An 18,832-nucleotide genomic window follows, 5' to 3' on the forward strand; every position below is an offset into this window, starting at 1 on the left:
ATCTAGCCATGGGCAGGTTGAAGGTTGAGTAACATCAACTGGAGGACCGAACCCACTAACGTTGCAAAGTTAGGGGATGACCTGTGGCTGGGGGTGAAAGGCCAATCAAACTCGGAGATAGCTGGTTCTCCCCGAAAGCTATTTAGGTAGCGCCTCGGACGAATACTACTGGGGGTAGAGCACTGTTTGGGCTAGGGGGTCATCCCGACTTACCAACCCCATGCAAACTCCGAATACCAGTAAGTAATATCCGGGAGACACACGGCGGGTGCTAACGTCCGTCGTGAAGAGGGAAACAACCCAGACCGCCGGCTAAGGTCCCAAAGTTCTGGTTAAGTGGGAAACGATGTGGGAAGGCTCAGACAGCTAGGATGTTGGCTTAGAAGCAGCCATCATTTAAAGAAAGCGTAATAGCTCACTAGTCGAGTCGGCCTGCGCGGAAGATGTAACGGGGCTCAAACCAGGCACCGAAGCCGCGGATTCACGCTAAGCGTGAGTGGTAGGGGAGCGTTCTGTAAGTCTGCGAAGGTGTGTCGAGAGGCATGCTGGAGATATCAGAAGTGCGAATGCTGACGTAAGTAACGATAAAGGGGGTGAAAAGCCTCCTCGCCGGAAGACCAAGGGTTCCTGTCCAACGTTAATCGGGGCAGGGTGAGTCGACCCCTAAGGCGAGGCCGAAAGGCGTAGTCGATGGGAAGCAGGTTAATATTCCTGCACGACTTGTAATTGCGATGGGGGGACGGAGAAGGCTAGGTGGGCCAGGCGACGGTTGTCCTGGTGAAAGTGCGTAGGCGGTACCTTTAGGTAAATCCGGAGGTGCAACGCTGAGACACGAGACGAACGCACTACGGTGCGGAAGCCATTGATGCCCTGCTTCCAGGAAAAGCCTCTAAGCTTCAGATTACAAGTCATCGTACCCCAAACCGACACAGGTGGTCGGGTAGAGAATACCAAGGCGCTTGAGAGAACTCGGGTGAAGGAACTAGGCAAAATAGTACCGTAACTTCGGGAGAAGGTACGCTCTTGTTGGTGAAGTCCCTTGCGGATGGAGCTGACGGGAGTCGCAGTGACCAGATGGCTGGGACTGTTTATCAAAAACACAGCACTCTGCAAACACGAAAGTGGACGTATAGGGTGTGACACCTGCCCGGTGCCGGAAGGTTAATTGATGGGGTTAGCGCAAGCGAAGCTCTTGATCGAAGCCCCGGTAAACGGCGGCCGTAACTATAACGGTCCTAAGGTAGCGAAATTCCTTGTCGGGTAAGTTCCGACCTGCACGAATGGTGTAACCATGGCCATGCTGTCTCCACCCGAGACTCAGTGAAATCGAATTCGCCGTGAAGATGCGGTGTACCCGCGGCTAGACGGAAAGACCCCGTGAACCTTTACTACAGCTTGGCACTGAACATTGAACCTACATGTGTAGGATAGGTGGGAGGCTTTGAAGGCGTGACGCCAGTTGCGCTGGAGCCGTCCTTGAAATACCACCCTTGTATGTTTGATGTTCTAACGCAGGCCCCTGAATCGGGGTCGCGGACAGTGCCTGGTGGGTAGTTTGACTGGGGCGGTCTCCTCCCAAAGAGTAACGGAGGAGCACGAAGGTTGGCTAATCCTGGTCGGACATCAGGAGGTTAGTGCAATGGCATAAGCCAGCTTAACTGCGAGACGGACAGGTCGAGCAGGTACGAAAGTAGGTCATAGTGATCCGGTGGTTCTGAATGGAATGGCCATCGCTCAACGGATAAAAGGTACTCCGGGGATAACAGGCTGATACCGCCCAAGAGTTCATATCGACGGCGGTGTTTGGCACCTCGATGTCGGCTCATCACATCCTGGGGCTGAAGTCGGTCCCAAGGGTATGGCTGTTCGCCATTTAAAGTGGTACGCGAGCTGGGTTCAGAACGTCGTGAGACAGTTCGGTCCCTATCTGCCGTGGGCGTTGGATGATTGAAGGGAGTTGCTCCTAGTACGAGAGGACCGGAGTGAACGAACCTCTGGTGTTCGGGTTGTCACGCCAGTGGCACTGCCCGGTAGCTAAGTTCGGAATCGATAACCGCTGAAAGCATCTAAGCGGGAAGCGAGCCCTGAGATGAGTCATCCCTGACCCCTTGAGGGTCCTGAAGGGCCGTTGGAGACCACAACGTTGATAGGCGGGGTGTGTAAGTGCAGCGATGCATTGAGCTAACCCGTACTAATTACCCGTGAGGCTTAACCATACAACACCCAAGAAGTGTTCTGGGCCTTGTAGCGAATGAACGAACTACGAATTCAGTGATAATGACAAAGCAAACTAGCTAAGTCGTTATTCACGTCAGCTTTCTGGATTGAAGAATTTGCCTGGCGGCCATAGCGTCGTGGAACCACCTGATCCCATGCCGAACTCAGAAGTGAAACGCGGTAGCGCCGATGGTAGTGTGGCATTCGCCATGCGAGAGTAGGACACTGCCAGGCACCAAACACGAAAAACCCCGCTCACTGAGCGGGGTTTTTTATTGCCTGAAATTCAGTGTTTTCGATGCCCCGCTTCATTCGTTCAGTATCTATTCACGACAGGTATTTGCTGGATATGAAAAGAACAGAATGTGATGCCTCTACCTTTCTTGTGATCCCCGCTCTGGTTTAATTCATCAGTCCACCACGATGGACCAAGGAATCACAATAATTTGAGGAATGGACATATGTTCAAAAGAACAGTAACGATGATACTGGCGGCGGGAACCCTGGTATTGGGCGGTTGTGCATCCAATGGTGGTGCTGAGTCGTCGGCCGGCAATGGCGATTTTGGTGGCAAGTCCATCTACCTGCGAGGGGAGATGAATGACTGGATGGCAACCGATGAGAGCAAGGTGGTCAAGGTGGCCGACAAGCTCTACATGGCCAAGGGCACGCTCAAGAAAGAGTGGGCCCCCTACAAGTTCAAATTTGCTGACTCCGGCTGGAGCTGCGGCACCAACTTCGGCTACAAGAGCCCGAGTGACGGCGTTGCGGTGCTGGGTGGTGAGGCTGTGCCGGTCAATCCCTGCTCCAAGTACGAAGACATGAAATTTTCACCAGAGGTGGACGGGGTCTACGAGTTCTATCTGAATATGGCCGGCGAGACGCCGACCGTATATGTCAAACAGCCCTGAGCTCAGTCTGAACGTTAAATCTTTCAGGAAATGAACCAGTTAAATGCCCCGGTCCAGAAATCTGCTGGCCGGGGCGTTTTTTTAGGATAGAATCAGCGCCCTCATGGCGGCAGGTGTACTATATATTGTGTCATTTTTATTTAAAGTCACTATTGGTTGTGTTTTCTGCCGCACGGTGACCTAGATGCATTCATATAAGGTTGATTGAATATGGCTAAATCCGAACCGGTACTGGCGAGTGAAACCGGCTCTCGCCTTATCCCCTTGCAAGAGACCTCTCTCGAAATCTGGGATAGCAAGTATCGCCTCAAGAACAAGGATGGCGTGCCCGTCGATGGTAGCATCGATGACACCTACCAGCGGGTGGCCCGAGCCCTGGCCGAGCAGGAGCAGGATCCGGCGGCCTGGTATGAGCCCTTCTTGTGGGCGCTGCGCAATGGTGCCATTCCGGCTGGCCGCATCACCTCCAACGCGGGGGCCTTCGAGCACAAGCCGGCAACCTCGACCATCAACTGCACCGTCTCCGGCACCATCGAAGATTCGATGGACGATATCCTCGGCAAGGTCCATGAGGCAGGCCTGACCCTGAAGGCCGGCTGCGGCATTGGCTATGACTTCTCGACCCTGCGTCCGCGCGGTGCTTTTGTCTCCGGCGCCGGTGCCTACACCTCGGGTCCGCTCTCTTTCATGGATATCTATGACAAGATGTGTTTCACCGTGTCGTCTGCCGGTGGTCGTCGTGGTGCCCAGATGGGCACCATGGATATCCGTCATCCTGATGTGATCGAGTTCATCCAGGCCAAGCGGGAAGATGGCCGCCTGCGCCAGTTCAACCTCTCCCTGCTCATCACCGAAGACTTCGTCAAGGCGGTGAAGGAGGATGCTCCCTGGTCGCTTATCTTCCCCTACACCGCCAAAGAGGTAGAGCTGGATGGCATAGCGCTCGACGACCCGGAGCAGGTGGTCTGGGCCGACTGGCCCAACAAGGAAGGGGTGGTTTTCAACGAGCTGGGGCAGGTCGCCTGCAAGGTCTACAAGACCCTGCCTGCCCGCAAGCTGTGGAATGTCATCATGACCTCCACCTACGACTATGCGGAACCCGGTTTCATCCTGATCGACAAGGTCAACCAGATGAACAACAACTGGTTCTGCGAAGAGATCCGCGCCACCAACCCTTGTGGCGAACAGCCTCTACCGCCTTATGGCGCCTGTCTGCTGGGATCGGTTAACCTGACCCGCTTCGTGCGCGATCCCTTCACCGAGCAGGCCGCCTTCGACTGGCCCGCGTTTCGCAAGGTGGTGGCCATCTTCACCCGCATGCTCGACAACGTGGTAGAGATCAACCAGCTGCCGCTGGCCAAGCAGCGCGAGGAGATCGTAAACAAGCGTCGTCACGGCATGGGCTTCCTTGGCTTGGGCTCGACCCTCACCATGCTGCAGATCAAGTATGGCTCTGCCGCCTCCGTCGCCTTCACCGAGCAGGTTTCCCAGGAATTGGCCATGACTGGCTGGCAGGAGTCTCTGCGGCTGGCAAAGGAGAAGGGCCCGGCTCCCATCATGGAGCAGGAGTTCGAGGTGACCGGCAAGATGCTGCGACTGCGTCCCGAGATGGCTGCCGATGGCATCAAGCTGGGCGACAAGGTCAAGGGCAAGGTGCTGCATGCACGCTACAGCCGCTACATGCAACAGGTGGCCGAGGTGGATCCCGAGCTCGTTACCGAACTGGCCGAAGTAGGTGGCCGCTTTACTCACCACAGCAGTATTGCGCCGACCGGTACCATCTCGCTGTCGCTGGCCAACAACGCCAGCAATGGCATCGAGCCGAGCTTTGCCCATCACTATTGCCGCAACGTTATCAAGCCGGGCAAGAAGAGCAAGGAGAGCGTGGATGTCTACTCCTTCGAGCTGCTGGCCTACCGTGAGCTGGTGAATCCGGCCGCCATGCCCTATGCCGAGGATGAGGCGAGCCGGCTGCCGGACTACTTCATCACCGCCGATGACATCAGCCCGGCCCAGCATGTGGATATTCAGGCCGCGGCCCAGCGCTGGATCGACTCATCTATCTCCAAAACCGCCAATGTGCCGACCGATTTTCCGTTCGAGCAGTTCAAGGACATCTACATGTATGCCTCGGACTCCGGCCTCAAGGGCTGCACCACCTTCCGCTTCAACCCGGAGGCCTTCCAGGGCGTGCTGGTGAAGGAGAAGGATCTGGAGAACACTCAATACGAGTTCACTCTGGAAGATGGCTCCGTCATCACCGCCAGGGGCAATGAAGAGATCGAATACGACGGCGAGCTGCACACCGCTGCCAACCTCTATGACGCCTTGAAAGAAGGCTATTACGGTAAATTCTGAGAACGACATCATGGTCAAGAAGATCGACAAGAAAATCGTCGCCTACAAGGTGCACACCCGGGATGAGCCACAAGAAGATCTGGCATCGCAGGACGACGTGGTACACATGCACGAAACCGTGCTGCGCCCGGAGCGGCTGATGGGCACCACCTACAAGCTGAAGACGCCGGAACATGTCTCCGAGCACTCGCTGTTTATCACCATTAACGACATCATCCTTAACGAAGGCACTGTTCATGAGACTCGCCGTCCGTTCGAGATCTTCATCAACTCCAAGAGCCTGGAACACTACCAGTGGATCGTGGCGCTGACCCGCATCATCTCGGCAGTGTTTCGCAAGGGCGGGGATGTCACCTTCCTGGTGGAGGAGCTGCGCTCCGTGTTCGACCCCAAGGGCGGTTACTGGAACAAGGGCAAGTATGTTCCCTCCCTCATCGCCGAAATTGGCAACGTGATCGAGACCCACCTCACCGAGATTGGCATGCTCAAGGCCCCCGGGCTGGATGAACACCAGCAGGCGTTTCTGGCCGAGAAGCAGGCGGAACTCCAGGCTGAGCAGAACGAGGAAGCGCAGTCGGCCGGCAATGGCTTCCCGGCCAATGCCGCGCTCTGCTACAAGTGCCACACCAAGGCGCTGGTACTGAAGGATGGCTGCATGACTTGCCTCAACTGCGGCGATTCCAAGTGCGGTTAAGTAGATGAACCAGCAAAGCGACCGGCCACAGTGCCGGTCTTTTTTTTTGCTGCTTTTATGCGCAAACGATCGGGGTGAACAAGCGATTTGTTGCGCGATGGTAAAATCGGGCGTAGCGTTGAAAGTAATAAAACTGTCACGGCCGTGTGGTTTCAATGACATCTGAGATTCACACACGTGGCACCTTCAGTGCCAAGGAGGATGCTTATGGACAATGCTGACCGAAAGCTGTTTATCCTGGATACCAACGTTCTGCTTCACGAACCCCTCGCCATCTACTCCTTCAAAGAGCACGACGTACTGATCCCCATGACGGTGCTGGAGGAGCTCGACAACATCAAGGATCGCCACAAGGATGTCAGCCGTGACGCCCGGGTGGCTATTCGGGCACTGGAGGATGTGTTTCGCGATGCCTCGACCGACGAAATCACCCAGGGCGTTCCTCTGGCCGGTGAGGCCAGTGGCCACATCTGCATCTTCAGCGATCACCATCTGCCCCAGGATGCCGAGGTGTTCACCGACAAGGAAGCCGACAACCGCATCATCAACGCCGCCCTCTATCTGCAAAAGCATGAGATGAAGCGCCAGGTGGTGCTGGTGACCAAGGATATCAACATGCGCCTCAAGGCCAAGGGGGCCGGACTGGCGCACGTGGAGGATTATCGAAGCGATCAGCTGATCGATGATATCCGGCTGCTGGCCAAGGGCTTTCAGGTGGTGCCAGGCAGTTTTTGGGAGCGGGTGGGGGAGTGCGAGAGCGAGACCCACGGCCGCGACACCATTCACGTCATTGATGACAAGCTGCTGGACGGCGTCCACGTCAACCAGTACCTAATCGATGAAGAGAACTTCTTCGCGGCCCGGGTGCTGAGCCACGATGGCCACAAGATCCGCCTCAAGGATCTGGGGCGTGAGCGCCTGCTGTCGCGCAAAGCCTGGGGCGTACATCCCAAAAACGTCTATCAAGGCATGGCGCTGGACGCCCTGCTCGATCCACACATCGATCTGGTGATCCTGACCGGCCCGGCCGGCTGCGGCAAGACCCTGCTGGCCATGGCGGCGGCCCTGGAGCTGGTGATCGAGAAGGGGATCTACGACAAGGTGATCGTCACCCGTAACACCCCGGAAATCGCCGAGAGCATCGGCTTCCTGCCCGGCACTGAAGAAGAGAAGATGATGCCCTGGCTGGCAGCCATCACGGATACCCTGGAGGTGCTGCACAAGCAGGACGAGAACATGAACGGGTCGCTGAGCTACATCATGGAGAAGGCCAACATCCAGTTCAAATCGGTCAACTTCATGCGCGGGCGTAGCATCCAGAACACCTTCGTACTGCTGGATGAGTGCCAGAACCTGACGGCCTCCCAGATCAAGACCATCATCACCCGCTGCGGCGAGGGGACCAAGATCGTCTGCTCCGGCAACCTGGCGCAGATCGATTCCAACTACCTGAGCCCGGTGACCTCGGGTCTGACTTACATAGTCGAGCGATTCAAGGACTTCGATGGCAGTGCCAACATCTTCCTGAACGGGGTAATGCGCAGCAAGCTCGCCTCCTTTGCCGAGGAAAACCTCTGATTGCAGGCGATCTCTGTCCATGCAAAAGGGGAAGCCAGCCGGCTTCCCCTTTTTGATCTCATCGCTGGTTTATTGCCCCAGATAGCGCAGCAGCCCGGGATGATCGCTCTGTTGCAGGATGGTCGGCGTGCCTTGCAGGGCGATGCGTCCCTCGTCGATGAAGAGCACCTGATCGGCGATAAGCTGAGCCTCTTCAGGGCAATGAGGGGGAAACCATCGCTGTTAATTGTTCCTTTATGGTGCGGGAGTACAGCCAAGGTAGCGCAGCAGCCCGGGATGATCGCTCTGTTGCAGGATGGCCGGTGTGCCTTGCAGGGCGATGCGTCCCTCATCGATAAAGAGCACCTGATCGGCGATAAGCTGGGCATCTTCCGGATTGTGGGAAACCATCAACACTGTGATGCCCTGTTCGCAGGCAAGGCGGGCGACTTCGGCCAGCATCTCCCGGCGCAGGGCGGGATCGAGCGCCGAGAAGGGCTCATCCAGCAGCAGCAGAGGCTTGCCCCGCACCAGGGCGCGGGCAAGCCCCACACGTTGTTGCTGACCACCGGATAGCTGCTCCGGCAGACGTGTCAGCATCTCGCCAAGGCCCACTCGTGCAGCGGCATCTCTCACCTGTTCCCGCTGGGCTGGAGTCAGTCTCAGGCCCGGGTGCAGGCCGATGGCGATGTTGTCGAACACCGAGAGGTGCAGGAACAGGTTGTGATCCTGAAATAGGGTGGTGACCGGTCGTTCGGCCGGCCCCAGCGGCAGCAGATCCTGACCGTCGAAGCTGAGGGCGCCAGACTCCACCGGCACGAAACCGGCGATCATCCCGAGCAGGGTCGACTTGCCCGCGCCGCTCGGGCCAATCAGCGCGGTGATCTCCCCCTTCGGCAGCGTTGCCGTGAAGCTCACGTGCCAATCAGGGTAGCTGGTGACGAGGGTATCAATGTTCAGCATTCTTTCTTCCTCAAGGGGTCAGTTCGACCAGCCAGAACAGCCCCAGAAACGGTAACGCAGGAGAGCAAGTTCCTTTGTCGCTCAATGCTCGACATGTTTTCCTCCAAGTCCCCGCTCGACCAGCCAGAACAGGGAAAAACAGAGCATCAGCAGCAGCAGGGCAGTGGCAGCCGCCTCGGTCAGGCGATAGCTACCGAGTTGCTGGTAGAGCAGCCAGGGCAGGGTAGTGAGCTCCTGGCTACCAAACATGGCGATGGCGCCAAGATCCCCCAGCGAGAGGATCATGGAGAGCGCCGCCGCCTGGGCCAGCGGGCGGCGCAGCAGGGGCCACTCCACCAGACGCAGGCGATGCAGGCCGTGTACCCCCAGGCTGTCGGCCAGCCGGTCATACTGGCGTACCACCAGCTGCATGGGAGCGGAGAGAGTGCGTAGCACATAGGGCAGTGCCATCAGGGCGTTGACCAGCACCACCAGCCAGGGACCGAGAGCAAACACGTCGGTGAAGGGCATGAACATGATGAACAGGCCGGTGGAGAGCACCACGGCCGGGATCATCAGGATCATGGAACCGCTGGCTTCCCACAGGGCGGCGGCCCGGCGCTTGTGTTCACGTACCTTGAGGTGACGACTGGTGAGCAGCAGGGCGGCCCCGAGCAGGGTGGCCAGGGTACCCGCCGCGAGCGCGATCAGGATCGACTGGCCACTGGCCTGCCATAGCCGGTTCGAGCTCAGCGCCGTCAGCAGGCCGGGGTGAAAACCGGCCACGACGATGGCCAGCAGTGGCGGCAGGAAGATGGCCAGCCCGCTGAGCAGTGCCAGAGTATCGACCGCGAGCGTGCCAGGCTGGTGGCGGTCTGGGCGCAAGCAGGGGCGGCGTGAGCTCAGACGGTTGGCCGGTGTGGTTTGCAGCTTGTGCTGCAGCAGGAGCAGGGCGGCGGTCAGCAGCAACTGCACCAGCGCCAGTCCGCCGGCGGTGGCGAGATCGAAATCAAAGCGCAGCGCCTGATAGACGGCTACCTCCAGGGTGGTGGACTTGGGGCCGCCGCCGAGGGCCAGTACGGTCGTGAAGCTGGTGAAGCAGAGCATGAAGATTAGGCTCGCCAGACCCGGCAACTGGGCCCGGATCAGCGGCCACTCCAGCAGCCTGAAGATGTGGGAGGAGCGCATGCCGAGCTGGCTGGCGAGGCGCCAGGAGGATTCTGGGATGCTCTCTATGCTCTGCAGAAGGAGGCGCGCCGCCAGCGGCATGTTGAAGAAAACGTGGGCCAACAGGATGCCGAACAGACCGTAGAGGTAGTTGCCGGGATCCAGCCCGAGGGAGCGCAGCAACTGCGGCAGCCAGCCCTGCTTGCCGTGTACCGCGACGATGCCGAAGATGGCGATGATCACCGGCAGCACCAGGGAGAGGCCAAACAGCTTGAGCAGCAGGCGGCGACCGGTAAAACGGCGCCGGGCCAGGGCGCGGGCGACCGGGATGGCGAGCCCGAGGCTCAGCAAAGTGGAGAGCAGCGCCTGCCCGAGGCTGAAACCCAGTACGTGGCGCAGGTAGGGATCGGCCAGCAGGGTGCGAGGGGAGAGCCCCCCGGCCTGCCACAACAGGGCCGCGAGCGGCCCCAGGGACAACAGCAGGATCAGGCCGGTGGCTGCGCTGCCAGGCAGCCACCAGAGAGGGCGAGTTCCTGATTTCACGAAGAGACGATTCACTGGGTGACGGCTTGCAACCACTCGCGGATCCACTCCTTGCGATGGGTGGCGACCTCATCGGCAGTGAAGGCCAGCGGCTTGCTGACGGTGATCATCTGCTCGAATCCTTTGGGCAACGGCATGTCTGTCACCGGATACATCCAGTTGCCGGTGGGGATCTCCTGCTGGAAGGCGGGGCTCACCATGAATTGCAGGAACTGGTTGGCCAGCTTGTCCTGCGCCGTGCTCTTGAGTTTGGCCGCCACTTCAACTTGGCGATAGTGCCCCTCTTCGAACGCGGCTGCCTGATACTGGGGCTTGCTCTCGGCGATGAGATGGTAGGCCGGGGAGGTGGTGTAGGAGAGCACCATGTCAGCCTCGCCATCGAGGAACATGCCATAGGCCTCTGACCAACCCTTGGTGACGGTGACCGTCTTCTTGGCAAGTTGGGCCCAGGCGGCAGGAGCCTGGTCGCCATAGACGCTCTTCATCCACAGCATCAACCCCTGACCCGGGGTGGAAGTGCGGGGATCCTGGTAGATCACCTTGATATCGGGGCGTTCCACCAGCTCTTTCAGGCTCTTGGGCGGTTGCTTGAGCTTCTCCTTGTCGTAGACGAAGGCGAAGTAGCCGTAGTCATAGGGCACGAAGGTGTCATCCTGCCAGCCGCCCGGCACTTTCAGACCATCCAGCTTGATGGTGTGAGGGGCGAACAGGCCGCTCTGCTTGGCTTCACTCAGCAGGGCATCATCCAGCCCCAACACCAGATCGGCCTTGCTGTGTTTGCCTTCCAGTCGCAGCCGGTTGAGGATGGCGACGCCATCTTCCAGCGCCACCAGATTGAGGTTGCAGCCGCACTCCTTCTCGAAGGCCTGCTTGATCTTGGGACCAGGCCCCCATTCGGCGGCGAAGGAGCTGTAGGTGTAAACGGTGAGGGTATCGGCCGCGAAGGCGCTGGCCGAGAGCAGGCTGGTGGCAACCAGCAGCAGGGTTTTCATCGAGGGCACTCCCTGTGAGTCACGAGGTGCCATCGGTATGGTGTTTGGCGATGGCACCTCTGGGGTTGTGAAGTGCCAGCGGATGAGGGCGCCCGCAACGGGAGCCATGCCTCAAATTCCTCCGCCAGCATTATCTGGATCAGGTATACGGGTATAATCTCAGCGGCAAGCCGCACCCCGTTTGAGAAACGAACCGCATTGTATTAACGTTCTTGGGGGGAGGCCAGCACTATGTTTCTGCAGGCCGTCGAGATGGCGCCAGTACAACAGAGGATGCTCGCGTGATAACCAATACCAAGGAAAGACGCGCCTTCCAGCGCATGATCATCAATGCTCCCGTTACCATCTTTCAGCAACAACAGGTGCTGGAGGGGATCTGCCGGGACCTCAGTGCCAACGGCATGGGGATCGCCATTGCCGAATACCGGCTGGATGTAAATCAGCCCATCCGGGTGAGCCTTGCCACCAACAACAACCTGTTGCCCCCCTTCGAAGCCCAGGCCCGCATCATACGGGTACTGGAAGAGGAAGAGGGGCTGCTGCTGGCCGTCGAGTTTCAACCCCTCGGCTGAGCCCTTGTTGATATGACCCATGAATCGACCGGCAACCCGCCGGTCGATTTCATTTTGGCCTCCGTCAGGGGGTTGCCTGCACCGGCTGGATGCTCAGTTGCCCGCTGTCGATCAGCGTCTTGCTGGTCGGCGCTATCTGGCCGGGAGGGAGCTCCGCCGGCCCCGTGGGTTCCAGCAGCAGATAAGTCTGCCCCTGCCAGCTGATGGTCTCATCCCCGGGCTGGGCGGGCAAGTCGACGGCCAGCAGCGCATGACCCGGCACGAAGACCATGGCCTGTTTAAGCTCGGGAAAGAGCTGGGCAAGCAGGGCTGCCATCAGGGTAACCTTGCTGTCGCAGTCGCCGCGATTTTGCATCAGCACTTGGCGCGGCGTGAGAAAGCCCTTGCCCAGCCGTCCCCCCAGATTGTCCAGCTGCAGATAGGGAATGCTCTGGATGAAGGTGAGCATATGGGCCGCCGTTTTCTGGCGCGCCTCCACTTCGGTGCCACCCTCCTGCTTGAGCTGGGCAGCCAGCGGGGCCAGCTCGCCGCGGCTCTCCAGCGCGATGCGCACATGATCCTGTTTGACGGCCAGCTGTCCATCGGGCGGGGTGAAGTATTGAAAGTAGTGCTTGTGCAGCCAGGCCTCTTCGGCCTTGTTGCGCTCGGCTTCCAGCCAGGCCATCGCCTCGCCGGCCTTGTCCGGATTGCGGCTCTTCATGTGCAGCTCGAGTGAGGGGCGGGCCAGGGTAAATTGTACCTCCGGGTATTGCTGGCGTACCTGGCGCAGCAGTCCCTGCAGCACCTCTTCTTGCATTCGTGCCGGGCGGTAAGCGATGAGGGGAGGCAGCTTGCCCGCTTCCAGCCGGTAGGTGAGCTGCTGACGTTCTCCCTTGCTGTCTTGCCAGCCGACATTGTTCTGGCCACCACTGACATTGAAATAGGTTTGTTCGGCGCTGGCCGGCAGCGCAAACAGCAGGGCGGCGAGCAGCGGAACTGGCATGGCTTTCATCGAGACTCCTTTGCAGGTGCGCACTCCCTGGCACCCATGACCGGACAATAAAACGGGGAGCCAAGGCTCCCCGTTGATTCTACTCGTTTTATTGCAATCAGCTCGTCAAATCCAGCTCGGCTGTTTTGCTTCGAAGGCGCTGATGGCGGCCTCGTGCTGCAGAGTCAGGCCGATGGCGTCCAGCCCGTTGAGCAGGCAGTAACGGCGGAATTCGTCGATCTCGAAGCTGAAACTGAGCGCACCGGCCCGCACCTGATTGGCCTCCAAGTCCACTTCGATCTCGATGCCCGGCTGGGCGGCGACCAGCTGGAACAGGGCGTCGACCTCCTCCTCCTTCAGCCGTACCGGCACCATGCCGTTGTTGATGGCGTTGCCGTAGAAGATGTCGGCAAAGCTTGAGGCGATCATGGTCTTGAAGCCGTAATCCGCCAGCGCCCAGGGGGCGTGCTCGCGGCTCGAGCCGCAGCCGAAGTTCTCGCGAGCCAAGAGGATGCTGGCGCCGGCGAATTGTGGCTGGTTCAGCACGAACTCGGGGTTGGGCTGCTGGCCCGCATCGTCCAGAAAGCGCCAATCGTGGAACACGTGCTTGCCAAAACCAGTGCGGTTTACCTTCTGCAGAAACTGCTTCGGAATGATGGCGTCGGTGTCGACGTTGGCGCTGTCGAGGGGGACGACGATCCCTTTATGCTGTTTGAACCCTGTCATCTTGTTCTCCTCGTAATTACAGCGCGCGAATGTCGGCGAAACGGCCGGTAACGGCGGCGGCGGCGGCCATGGCCGGGCTCACCAGGTGGGTACGGCCGGCACGGCCCTGGCGCCCCTCAAAGTTGCGGTTGCTGGTGGATGCGCAGCGCTCGCCTGGCTGCAGGCGATCGTTGTTCATCGCCAGGCACATGGAGCAGCCCGGCAGGCGCCACTCAAAGCCGGCCTCGATGAAGATCTTGTCCAGCCCCTCGGCCTCGGCTTGTGCTTTCACCTGCTCGGAGCCCGGCACCACCAGCGCCTGTACCCCGGCGGCGACCTTGCGGCCACGGGCAATGGCGGCGGCGGCGCGCAGATCCTCGATGCGGCTATTGGTGCAGGAACCGATAAACACCTTGTCGATGGCGACCTCGGTGAGCTTCTGGCCGGCATTGAGCCCCATGTATTCCAGCGCCTTGCGGGCGGATTGCTGCTCGATGAGATCGGCAAAGCTCTCGGGGGAGGGGATGGGGGCATTGACGTCGATCACCTGGCCCGGGTTGGTGCCCCAGGTCACCTGCGGTGCGATATCGGCGGCTTCCAGCACCACTTCGGCGTCGAACTTGGCGCCTTCGTCGCTCTTGAGGCTCTGCCAGTAGGCGATGGCCTGTTCCAGTGCCTCACCTTTGGGAGCGAACTCCTTGCCACGGATATAGTCGATGGTGGTTTGATCGGGGGCAATCATGCCCGCCTTGGCGCCGAGCTCGATGGCCATGTTGCACACCGTCATCCGCCCTTCCATGGTGAGTCCTTCGATGGCCTCACCGGCGAACTCCACCACATAGCCGGTACCGCCGGCGTGGCCGACCTTGCCAATGATGGCGAGCACCACGTCCTTGGCGCTGATCCCCTCGGCCAGCTTGCCGCGTACGCTGATGCGCATGGTCTTGGCGCGCCCCTGTTGCAGGGTCTGGGTGGCCATCACGTGCTCGACCTCGGAGGTGCCGATGCCAAATGCCAGCGATCCGAAGGCGCCGTGGGTGGCGGTGTGGGAGTCGCCGCAGACGATGGTGGTGCCGGGCAGGGTGATGCCGAGCTCGGGGCCCATCACGTGGACGATACCCTGGTACTTGTGGTTCAGGTCATAGAGGCGAACCCCGAACTCCTTGCAGTTGGCGGCCAGGGTCTCCATCTGGATGCGGGCCATCTCGCCGGAGGCGGCGATGTCCTTGGTGGTGGTGGAGACGTTGTGATCCATGGTGGCCCAGGTCAGATCCGGGCGGCGCAGCTGGCGGTTCATGGCGCGCAGGCCGTCGAAGGCCTGCGGGCTGGTCACTTCATGCACCAGGTGGCGGTCGATGTAGATGAGGGGCGTTTCGCCTTCCACTTCCCGCACCACGTGGGCGTCGAATACTTTCTGATAGAGGGTCTTGGCCATTGCTCAGTTTCCTTGTTATCGATTCCGTGGCGTCAGATGCGGGCGGCGATCTGGTCACCCATGGCGGCGGTGCTCTGTACCGGGTGGCGGGCGCTTGCCTGGTGCAGGTCGGCGGTGAAGTAGCCTTCGGCCAGGGTCTGGGCCACGGCCTGCTCAATGGCCTGGGCGGCAGCTTCCTGGCCCAGGCTATAGCGCAGCATCAGGGCGGCGGAGAGGATCTGGGCTATGGGGTTGGCGATGCCCTTGCCAGCGATGTCCGGCGCCGAGCCACCGGCCGGTTCGAACAGGCCGAAACCGGATTCGTTCAGGCTGGCGGAGGGGAGCAGCCCCATGGAGCCGGTGATCATGGCGCATTCGTCGGAGAGGATGTCACCAAACAGGTTGGAGCAGAGCAGCACGTCGAACTGGGACGGATCCTTGATGAGCTGCATGGTGGCGTTGTCGATGTACATGTGATTCAGCGCCACGTCCGGATAGGACTTGGCGACTTGTGTCACCACCTCGCGCCACAGGATGGAGGAGGCGAGGACGTTGGCCTTGTCGATGGAGGTGACCTTGCCCTTGCGTACCTGGGCGGACTCGAAGGCAATCTTGGCGATGCGCTCGATCTCGAAGCGATGGTACACCTCGGTGTCGAATGCCTTCTCGGTGGGGCCTTCACCCTCGCGCCCCTTGGGCTGACCGAAGTAGATGCCACCGGTCAGCTCGCGCACGCAGGCGATGTCGAAACCGCGATCGGAGATGTCGGCGCGCAGCGGCGAAAACTGCTCGAGACCGGTATAAATGCGGGCCGGGCGCAGGTTGCAGAACAGCTTGAAGTGGGCGCGCAGGGGCAAGAGGGCGCCACGCTCCGGCTGATCGTTGGGGGGCAGGTGCTCCCACTTGGGACCACCGACCGAGCCGAACAGCACGGCGTCGGCGGCTTCGCAGCCTTTGATCGTGCTCTGGGGCAGCGGAGTGCCGTGGTTGTCGATGGCGATGCCGCCGACGTCATGGCGATCGTACTCGAGATTGAAGCCGAACTTGGCCTGCACTTTTTCCAGCACCTTGACGGCCTCGGCCATCACTTCCGGGCCAATGCCGTCACCCGGCAATACTGCGATCCGATAACTGCTCATACTGTCTCCGTCTTGATATTGTTATTGCGTTCCATCTGTTCGGCGACCTGGTCGGCGCGCCAGATGCTGTTGATCACATGCAGCAGGGCATGGGCTGATGATTCGATGATGTCGGTGGCCAGTCCCATGCCATGGAATTTGCGTCCCTTGTACTCGGCGACGATATCGACCTGGCCGAGGGCATCTTCCCCTTCCCCCTTGCTCTTGAGGGCGTATTTGTCGATGCGGATCTCGTAACCCGTGATGCGGTTGATGCACTGGTAAACCGCATCCACCGGACCATTGCCGGTGGCCGCCTCGCAGACCAGATCCTGCCCCACCTTGAGCTTGACCGAGGCAGTGGCGAGCACCGAGCTGCCGCTCTGCACCCCGAGGTACTCCAGCTTGAAGTGCTCCGGCTCTTCGTGGATCTGGCTGAAGAAGGCGAGAGCTTCCAGGTCATAGTCGAACACCTGCCCCTTCTTGTCGGCCAGAGTCAGGAACTTGGCGTAGAGATCGTCGAGGCTGTAGCTGCTCTCGGCGTAGCCCATGGACTCCATCCGGTGCTTGATGACGTGTCGGCCGGAGCGGGAGGTCATGTTGAGGTTGTTCTGGGTCAGGCCGATGCTCTCGGGGGTGATGATTTCATAGGTGTTTTTCGCCTTGAGCACGCCATCCTGGTGGATGCCGGAGCTGTGGGAGAAGGCGTTGGCACCGACGATGGCCTTGTTCGGCTGCACCGGCATGTTGCAGAGTTGGCTGACCAGGGTGCTGGTGCGATGAATTTCGCTGTGGCGGATGTTGGTGTGCACCCCGAGCAGGTCGGCGCGGGTTTTGAGGATCATCGCCACCTCTTCCAGCGAACAGTTGCCGGCCCGCTCGCCGATGCCGTTGATGGTGCACTCGATCTGGCGAGCGCCCATCTGCACGGCACCGATGGAGTTGGCCACCGAGAGGCCCAGATCGTCGTGGCAGTGCACCGAGATGATGGCCTGGTCGATGTTGGGTACCCGGTTGAACAGGGTCTGGATGATGCCGGAGAACTCGGTCGGGACCGTATAGCCCACGGTGTCCGGAATGTTGATGGTGCGGGCTCCGGCCTTGATGGCGGCTTCCACCATGCGGCAGAGGTTATCGATCGGGGTGCGGCCCGCATCCTCGCAGGAGAACTCCACGTCATCGGTGTAGCGGCGGGCGTGCTTGATGGCGCCGATCCCCATCTCCAGCACGTCCTCGAAGCTCTTCTTCAGCTTGCTTTCGACATGGATGGAGGAGGTGGAGATAAAGGTGTGGATGCGAAACGCCTCGGCGACTTTGAGCGCCTCACCGGCGGCATCGATGTCTTTTTGCAGAGCCCGGGCGAGGGCACAGACCCGGCTATTCTTGATGTGGCGGGCGATGGTCTGCACCGACTGGAAATCGCCGGGGGAGGAGACCGGGAATCCCACTTCCATGACATCGACACCGAGCCGCTCCAGGGCCTGGGCTATCTGCAGCTTCTCCTTGACCGTCAAACTGGCGGCCAGAGCCTGCTCACCATCACGCAAGGTGGTGTCGAATATGATGACCCGATCTGACATGTGACTTCCCTCTTCCTAAGTTCGGTGACGTGCATCCTGCGGCGGCATAAAAAAACCCGTGCAGGGTGCACGGGTTTTTGTAAATTCCGGCTATACCTGAGCCCGGCTACAAGGATCCCGCGCGAGTCAACGCGATTAGGGAGATTAGTAGTAGCGGGGTGGCAATATGCATGACGGTGTTATTCCTTCCTGTCGGTAACGCCTTTACCAATATCGAGATTTTTATGCTGTGTCAACACGGGCGGCCAGGGGCAATCTGCTGACGTATTTAATCGGATTGTAAAGGATTGCAAATTTCCTTGTCCCATATTCGGCCCATGACTGATTATTCGGTCATTCCTGCTGTACTCGATTCTTTGCACAACCAGATCGACTTATCAGCATTGGCTGAATTATCTGAGGTGTTAAATGGAAAAACGTAGACCTGGTCGTCCGGTCGGGCGTTCTGACATTCGTGACAAACTGCTGGCTGCCGCTCGCGAGCGCTTTCTCTCCACTCCCTACAGCAAGGTCACTACCCGCGAAATCGCCGAGTTGGCCGGCTCCAATCTGGCGATGATCCACTACTACTTCGGCAGCAAAGAGGGCCTCTACAAGGCGGTGCTGGGAGATGTGGCCGAGCCGCTGGAACACGCCTGGCAGGATGAGCACAGCAACCACAGTCTCAACGAGTTGCTCAACACCTACTACCAGGTCATGGCGCCGAACAGCGAGCTGACCTCCGCCATCTCCAGTGCATTGTCGACCGAGAAAAGCCCGGGACGGGATTTTGTGCTGAGTCGTCTGCTGGAGCGCCAGCTGCCCCAGTTTGATGCGCTGCTGGAATCCATGAAGTCCAACGGTGAACTGGGTGACAACCTGGATCCCGAGATGCTGAAGGTCTCCTTCCTCAGCATGATGTGGCAGCCGTTCGTGATGAAGGATCTCTACGAGCAGGTGTTCGGCCTGAAGGTGGATGAGCACTTCATGGCCCGTCTGGCGGATCACAACTGCCGTCTGATGGAAAACGGTCTGCGTGGCAGCCTGAACTAAATACGCCGAGGCATACCGCCTGGCAGTCATCAAAAGGGCCCTTCGGCCCTTTTTTCATAA

At 59.6% G+C, this 18,832-nt stretch carries 14 protein-coding genes, 2 rRNA genes, 1 pseudogene and 1 riboswitch (1 of these 18 running past the window's edge); of the genes and pseudogenes, 8 read left to right on the forward strand and 9 right to left on the reverse strand.

Annotation, left to right across the window (positions count from 1 at the left end; translation table 11 throughout):
* The 6 genes from MRK42_RS03570 to MRK42_RS03595 all read left to right on the forward strand — a co-directional run.
* Positions 1-2,216, forward strand: a 23S ribosomal RNA gene (locus MRK42_RS03570) (it extends 673 nt beyond the left edge of the window).
* A 120-nt stretch (positions 2,217-2,336) separates the two neighbouring features.
* Positions 2,337-2,451: ribosomal RNA gene (rrf, locus tag MRK42_RS03575) — 5S ribosomal RNA — on the forward strand.
* A gap of 227 nt (positions 2,452-2,678) precedes the next feature.
* On the forward strand, positions 2,679-3,128 hold the full coding sequence (locus tag MRK42_RS03580) for a pullulanase (protein WP_042070203.1): 450 nt from the start codon (positions 2,679-2,681) through the stop codon (positions 3,126-3,128).
* Between the two features lie 210 nt (positions 3,129-3,338).
* Positions 3,339-5,486: an adenosylcobalamin-dependent ribonucleoside-diphosphate reductase gene (locus MRK42_RS03585; RefSeq protein WP_201942180.1), complete on the forward strand. Its 2,148-nt coding sequence runs from the start codon at positions 3,339-3,341 to the stop codon at positions 5,484-5,486.
* A 10-nt stretch (positions 5,487-5,496) separates the two neighbouring features.
* Positions 5,497-6,180, forward strand: a complete 684-nt coding sequence (locus tag MRK42_RS03590) for an NrdJb (RefSeq protein WP_201942177.1) — start codon at positions 5,497-5,499, stop codon at positions 6,178-6,180.
* 207 nt (positions 6,181-6,387) lie between these two features.
* Entirely contained in the window at positions 6,388-7,758 is a 1,371-nt protein-coding gene (locus MRK42_RS03595) for a PhoH family protein (protein WP_042070200.1), read from the forward strand.
* A gap of 69 nt (positions 7,759-7,827) precedes the next feature.
* On the opposite strand, the pseudogene MRK42_RS03600 reads toward MRK42_RS03595, so the two are convergent.
* The 4 genes and pseudogenes from MRK42_RS03600 to thiB all read right to left on the reverse strand — a co-directional run.
* A pseudogene (locus MRK42_RS03600) lies at positions 7,828-7,962 on the reverse strand (thiamine ABC transporter ATP-binding protein); the annotation flags it as partial.
* 30 nt (positions 7,963-7,992) lie between these two features.
* Positions 7,993-8,700 carry a thiamine ABC transporter ATP-binding protein gene (gene thiQ / locus MRK42_RS03605; protein WP_061477086.1) on the reverse strand — a complete coding sequence of 236 codons (708 nt, stop codon included), beginning with the start codon at positions 8,698-8,700 and terminating at the stop codon, positions 7,993-7,995.
* A gap of 81 nt (positions 8,701-8,781) precedes the next feature.
* Positions 8,782-10,404: a thiamine/thiamine pyrophosphate ABC transporter permease gene (gene thiP, locus MRK42_RS03610; protein ID WP_042070197.1), complete on the reverse strand. Its 1,623-nt coding sequence runs from the start codon at positions 10,402-10,404 to the stop codon at positions 8,782-8,784.
* A complete protein-coding gene (gene thiB / locus MRK42_RS03615; RefSeq protein WP_042070196.1) occupies positions 10,401-11,381 on the reverse strand; it encodes a thiamine ABC transporter substrate binding subunit in 981 nt (326 codons plus the stop codon). The genes thiP and thiB overlap by 4 nt, the downstream gene beginning before the upstream one ends.
* A 99-nt stretch (positions 11,382-11,480) precedes the next feature.
* A riboswitch (TPP riboswitch) is annotated at positions 11,481-11,571 on the reverse strand.
* A gap of 91 nt (positions 11,572-11,662) precedes the next feature.
* Between thiB and MRK42_RS03620 the strand changes: the two genes are divergently transcribed.
* On the forward strand, positions 11,663-11,953 hold the full coding sequence (locus MRK42_RS03620; protein ID WP_042070195.1) for a PilZ domain-containing protein: 291 nt from the start codon (positions 11,663-11,665) through the stop codon (positions 11,951-11,953).
* A 64-nt stretch (positions 11,954-12,017) separates the two neighbouring features.
* Here the strand turns inward: MRK42_RS03620 and MRK42_RS03625 are convergent, their stop codons facing one another.
* From MRK42_RS03625 to leuA, 5 genes are all read right to left on the reverse strand, one after another.
* Complete coding sequence (locus MRK42_RS03625) at positions 12,018-12,944, reverse strand: hypothetical protein (protein ID WP_042070193.1); 927 nt, start codon at positions 12,942-12,944, stop codon at positions 12,018-12,020.
* A gap of 105 nt (positions 12,945-13,049) precedes the next feature.
* The gene (gene leuD / locus MRK42_RS03630) at positions 13,050-13,649 is read right to left on the reverse strand and encodes a 3-isopropylmalate dehydratase small subunit (RefSeq protein ID WP_042070191.1); all 600 of its coding nucleotides are present in this window, start codon (positions 13,647-13,649) and stop codon (positions 13,050-13,052) included.
* 16 nt (positions 13,650-13,665) lie between these two features.
* The gene (gene leuC, locus MRK42_RS03635; RefSeq protein ID WP_042070189.1) at positions 13,666-15,063 is read right to left on the reverse strand and encodes a 3-isopropylmalate dehydratase large subunit; all 1,398 of its coding nucleotides are present in this window, start codon (positions 15,061-15,063) and stop codon (positions 13,666-13,668) included.
* A gap of 32 nt (positions 15,064-15,095) precedes the next feature.
* Positions 15,096-16,181, reverse strand: coding sequence for a 3-isopropylmalate dehydrogenase (leuB, locus tag MRK42_RS03640; RefSeq protein ID WP_042070188.1), 1,086 nt, complete (start codon positions 16,179-16,181; stop codon positions 15,096-15,098).
* A complete protein-coding gene (gene leuA, locus MRK42_RS03645) occupies positions 16,178-17,740 on the reverse strand; it encodes a 2-isopropylmalate synthase (RefSeq protein ID WP_026455913.1) in 1,563 nt (520 codons plus the stop codon). The genes leuB and leuA overlap by 4 nt, the downstream gene beginning before the upstream one ends.
* A gap of 408 nt (positions 17,741-18,148) precedes the next feature.
* Between leuA and MRK42_RS03650 the strand changes: the two genes are divergently transcribed.
* On the forward strand, positions 18,149-18,772 hold the full coding sequence (locus tag MRK42_RS03650; protein ID WP_026455914.1) for a TetR/AcrR family transcriptional regulator: 624 nt from the start codon (positions 18,149-18,151) through the stop codon (positions 18,770-18,772).
* Positions 18,773-18,832: the final 60 nt, after the last annotated feature.

This window comes from Aeromonas sp. 19NY04SH05-1 (genome assembly GCF_040581895.1).
GTDB lineage: Bacteria > Pseudomonadota > Gammaproteobacteria > Enterobacterales > Aeromonadaceae > Aeromonas > Aeromonas enteropelogenes.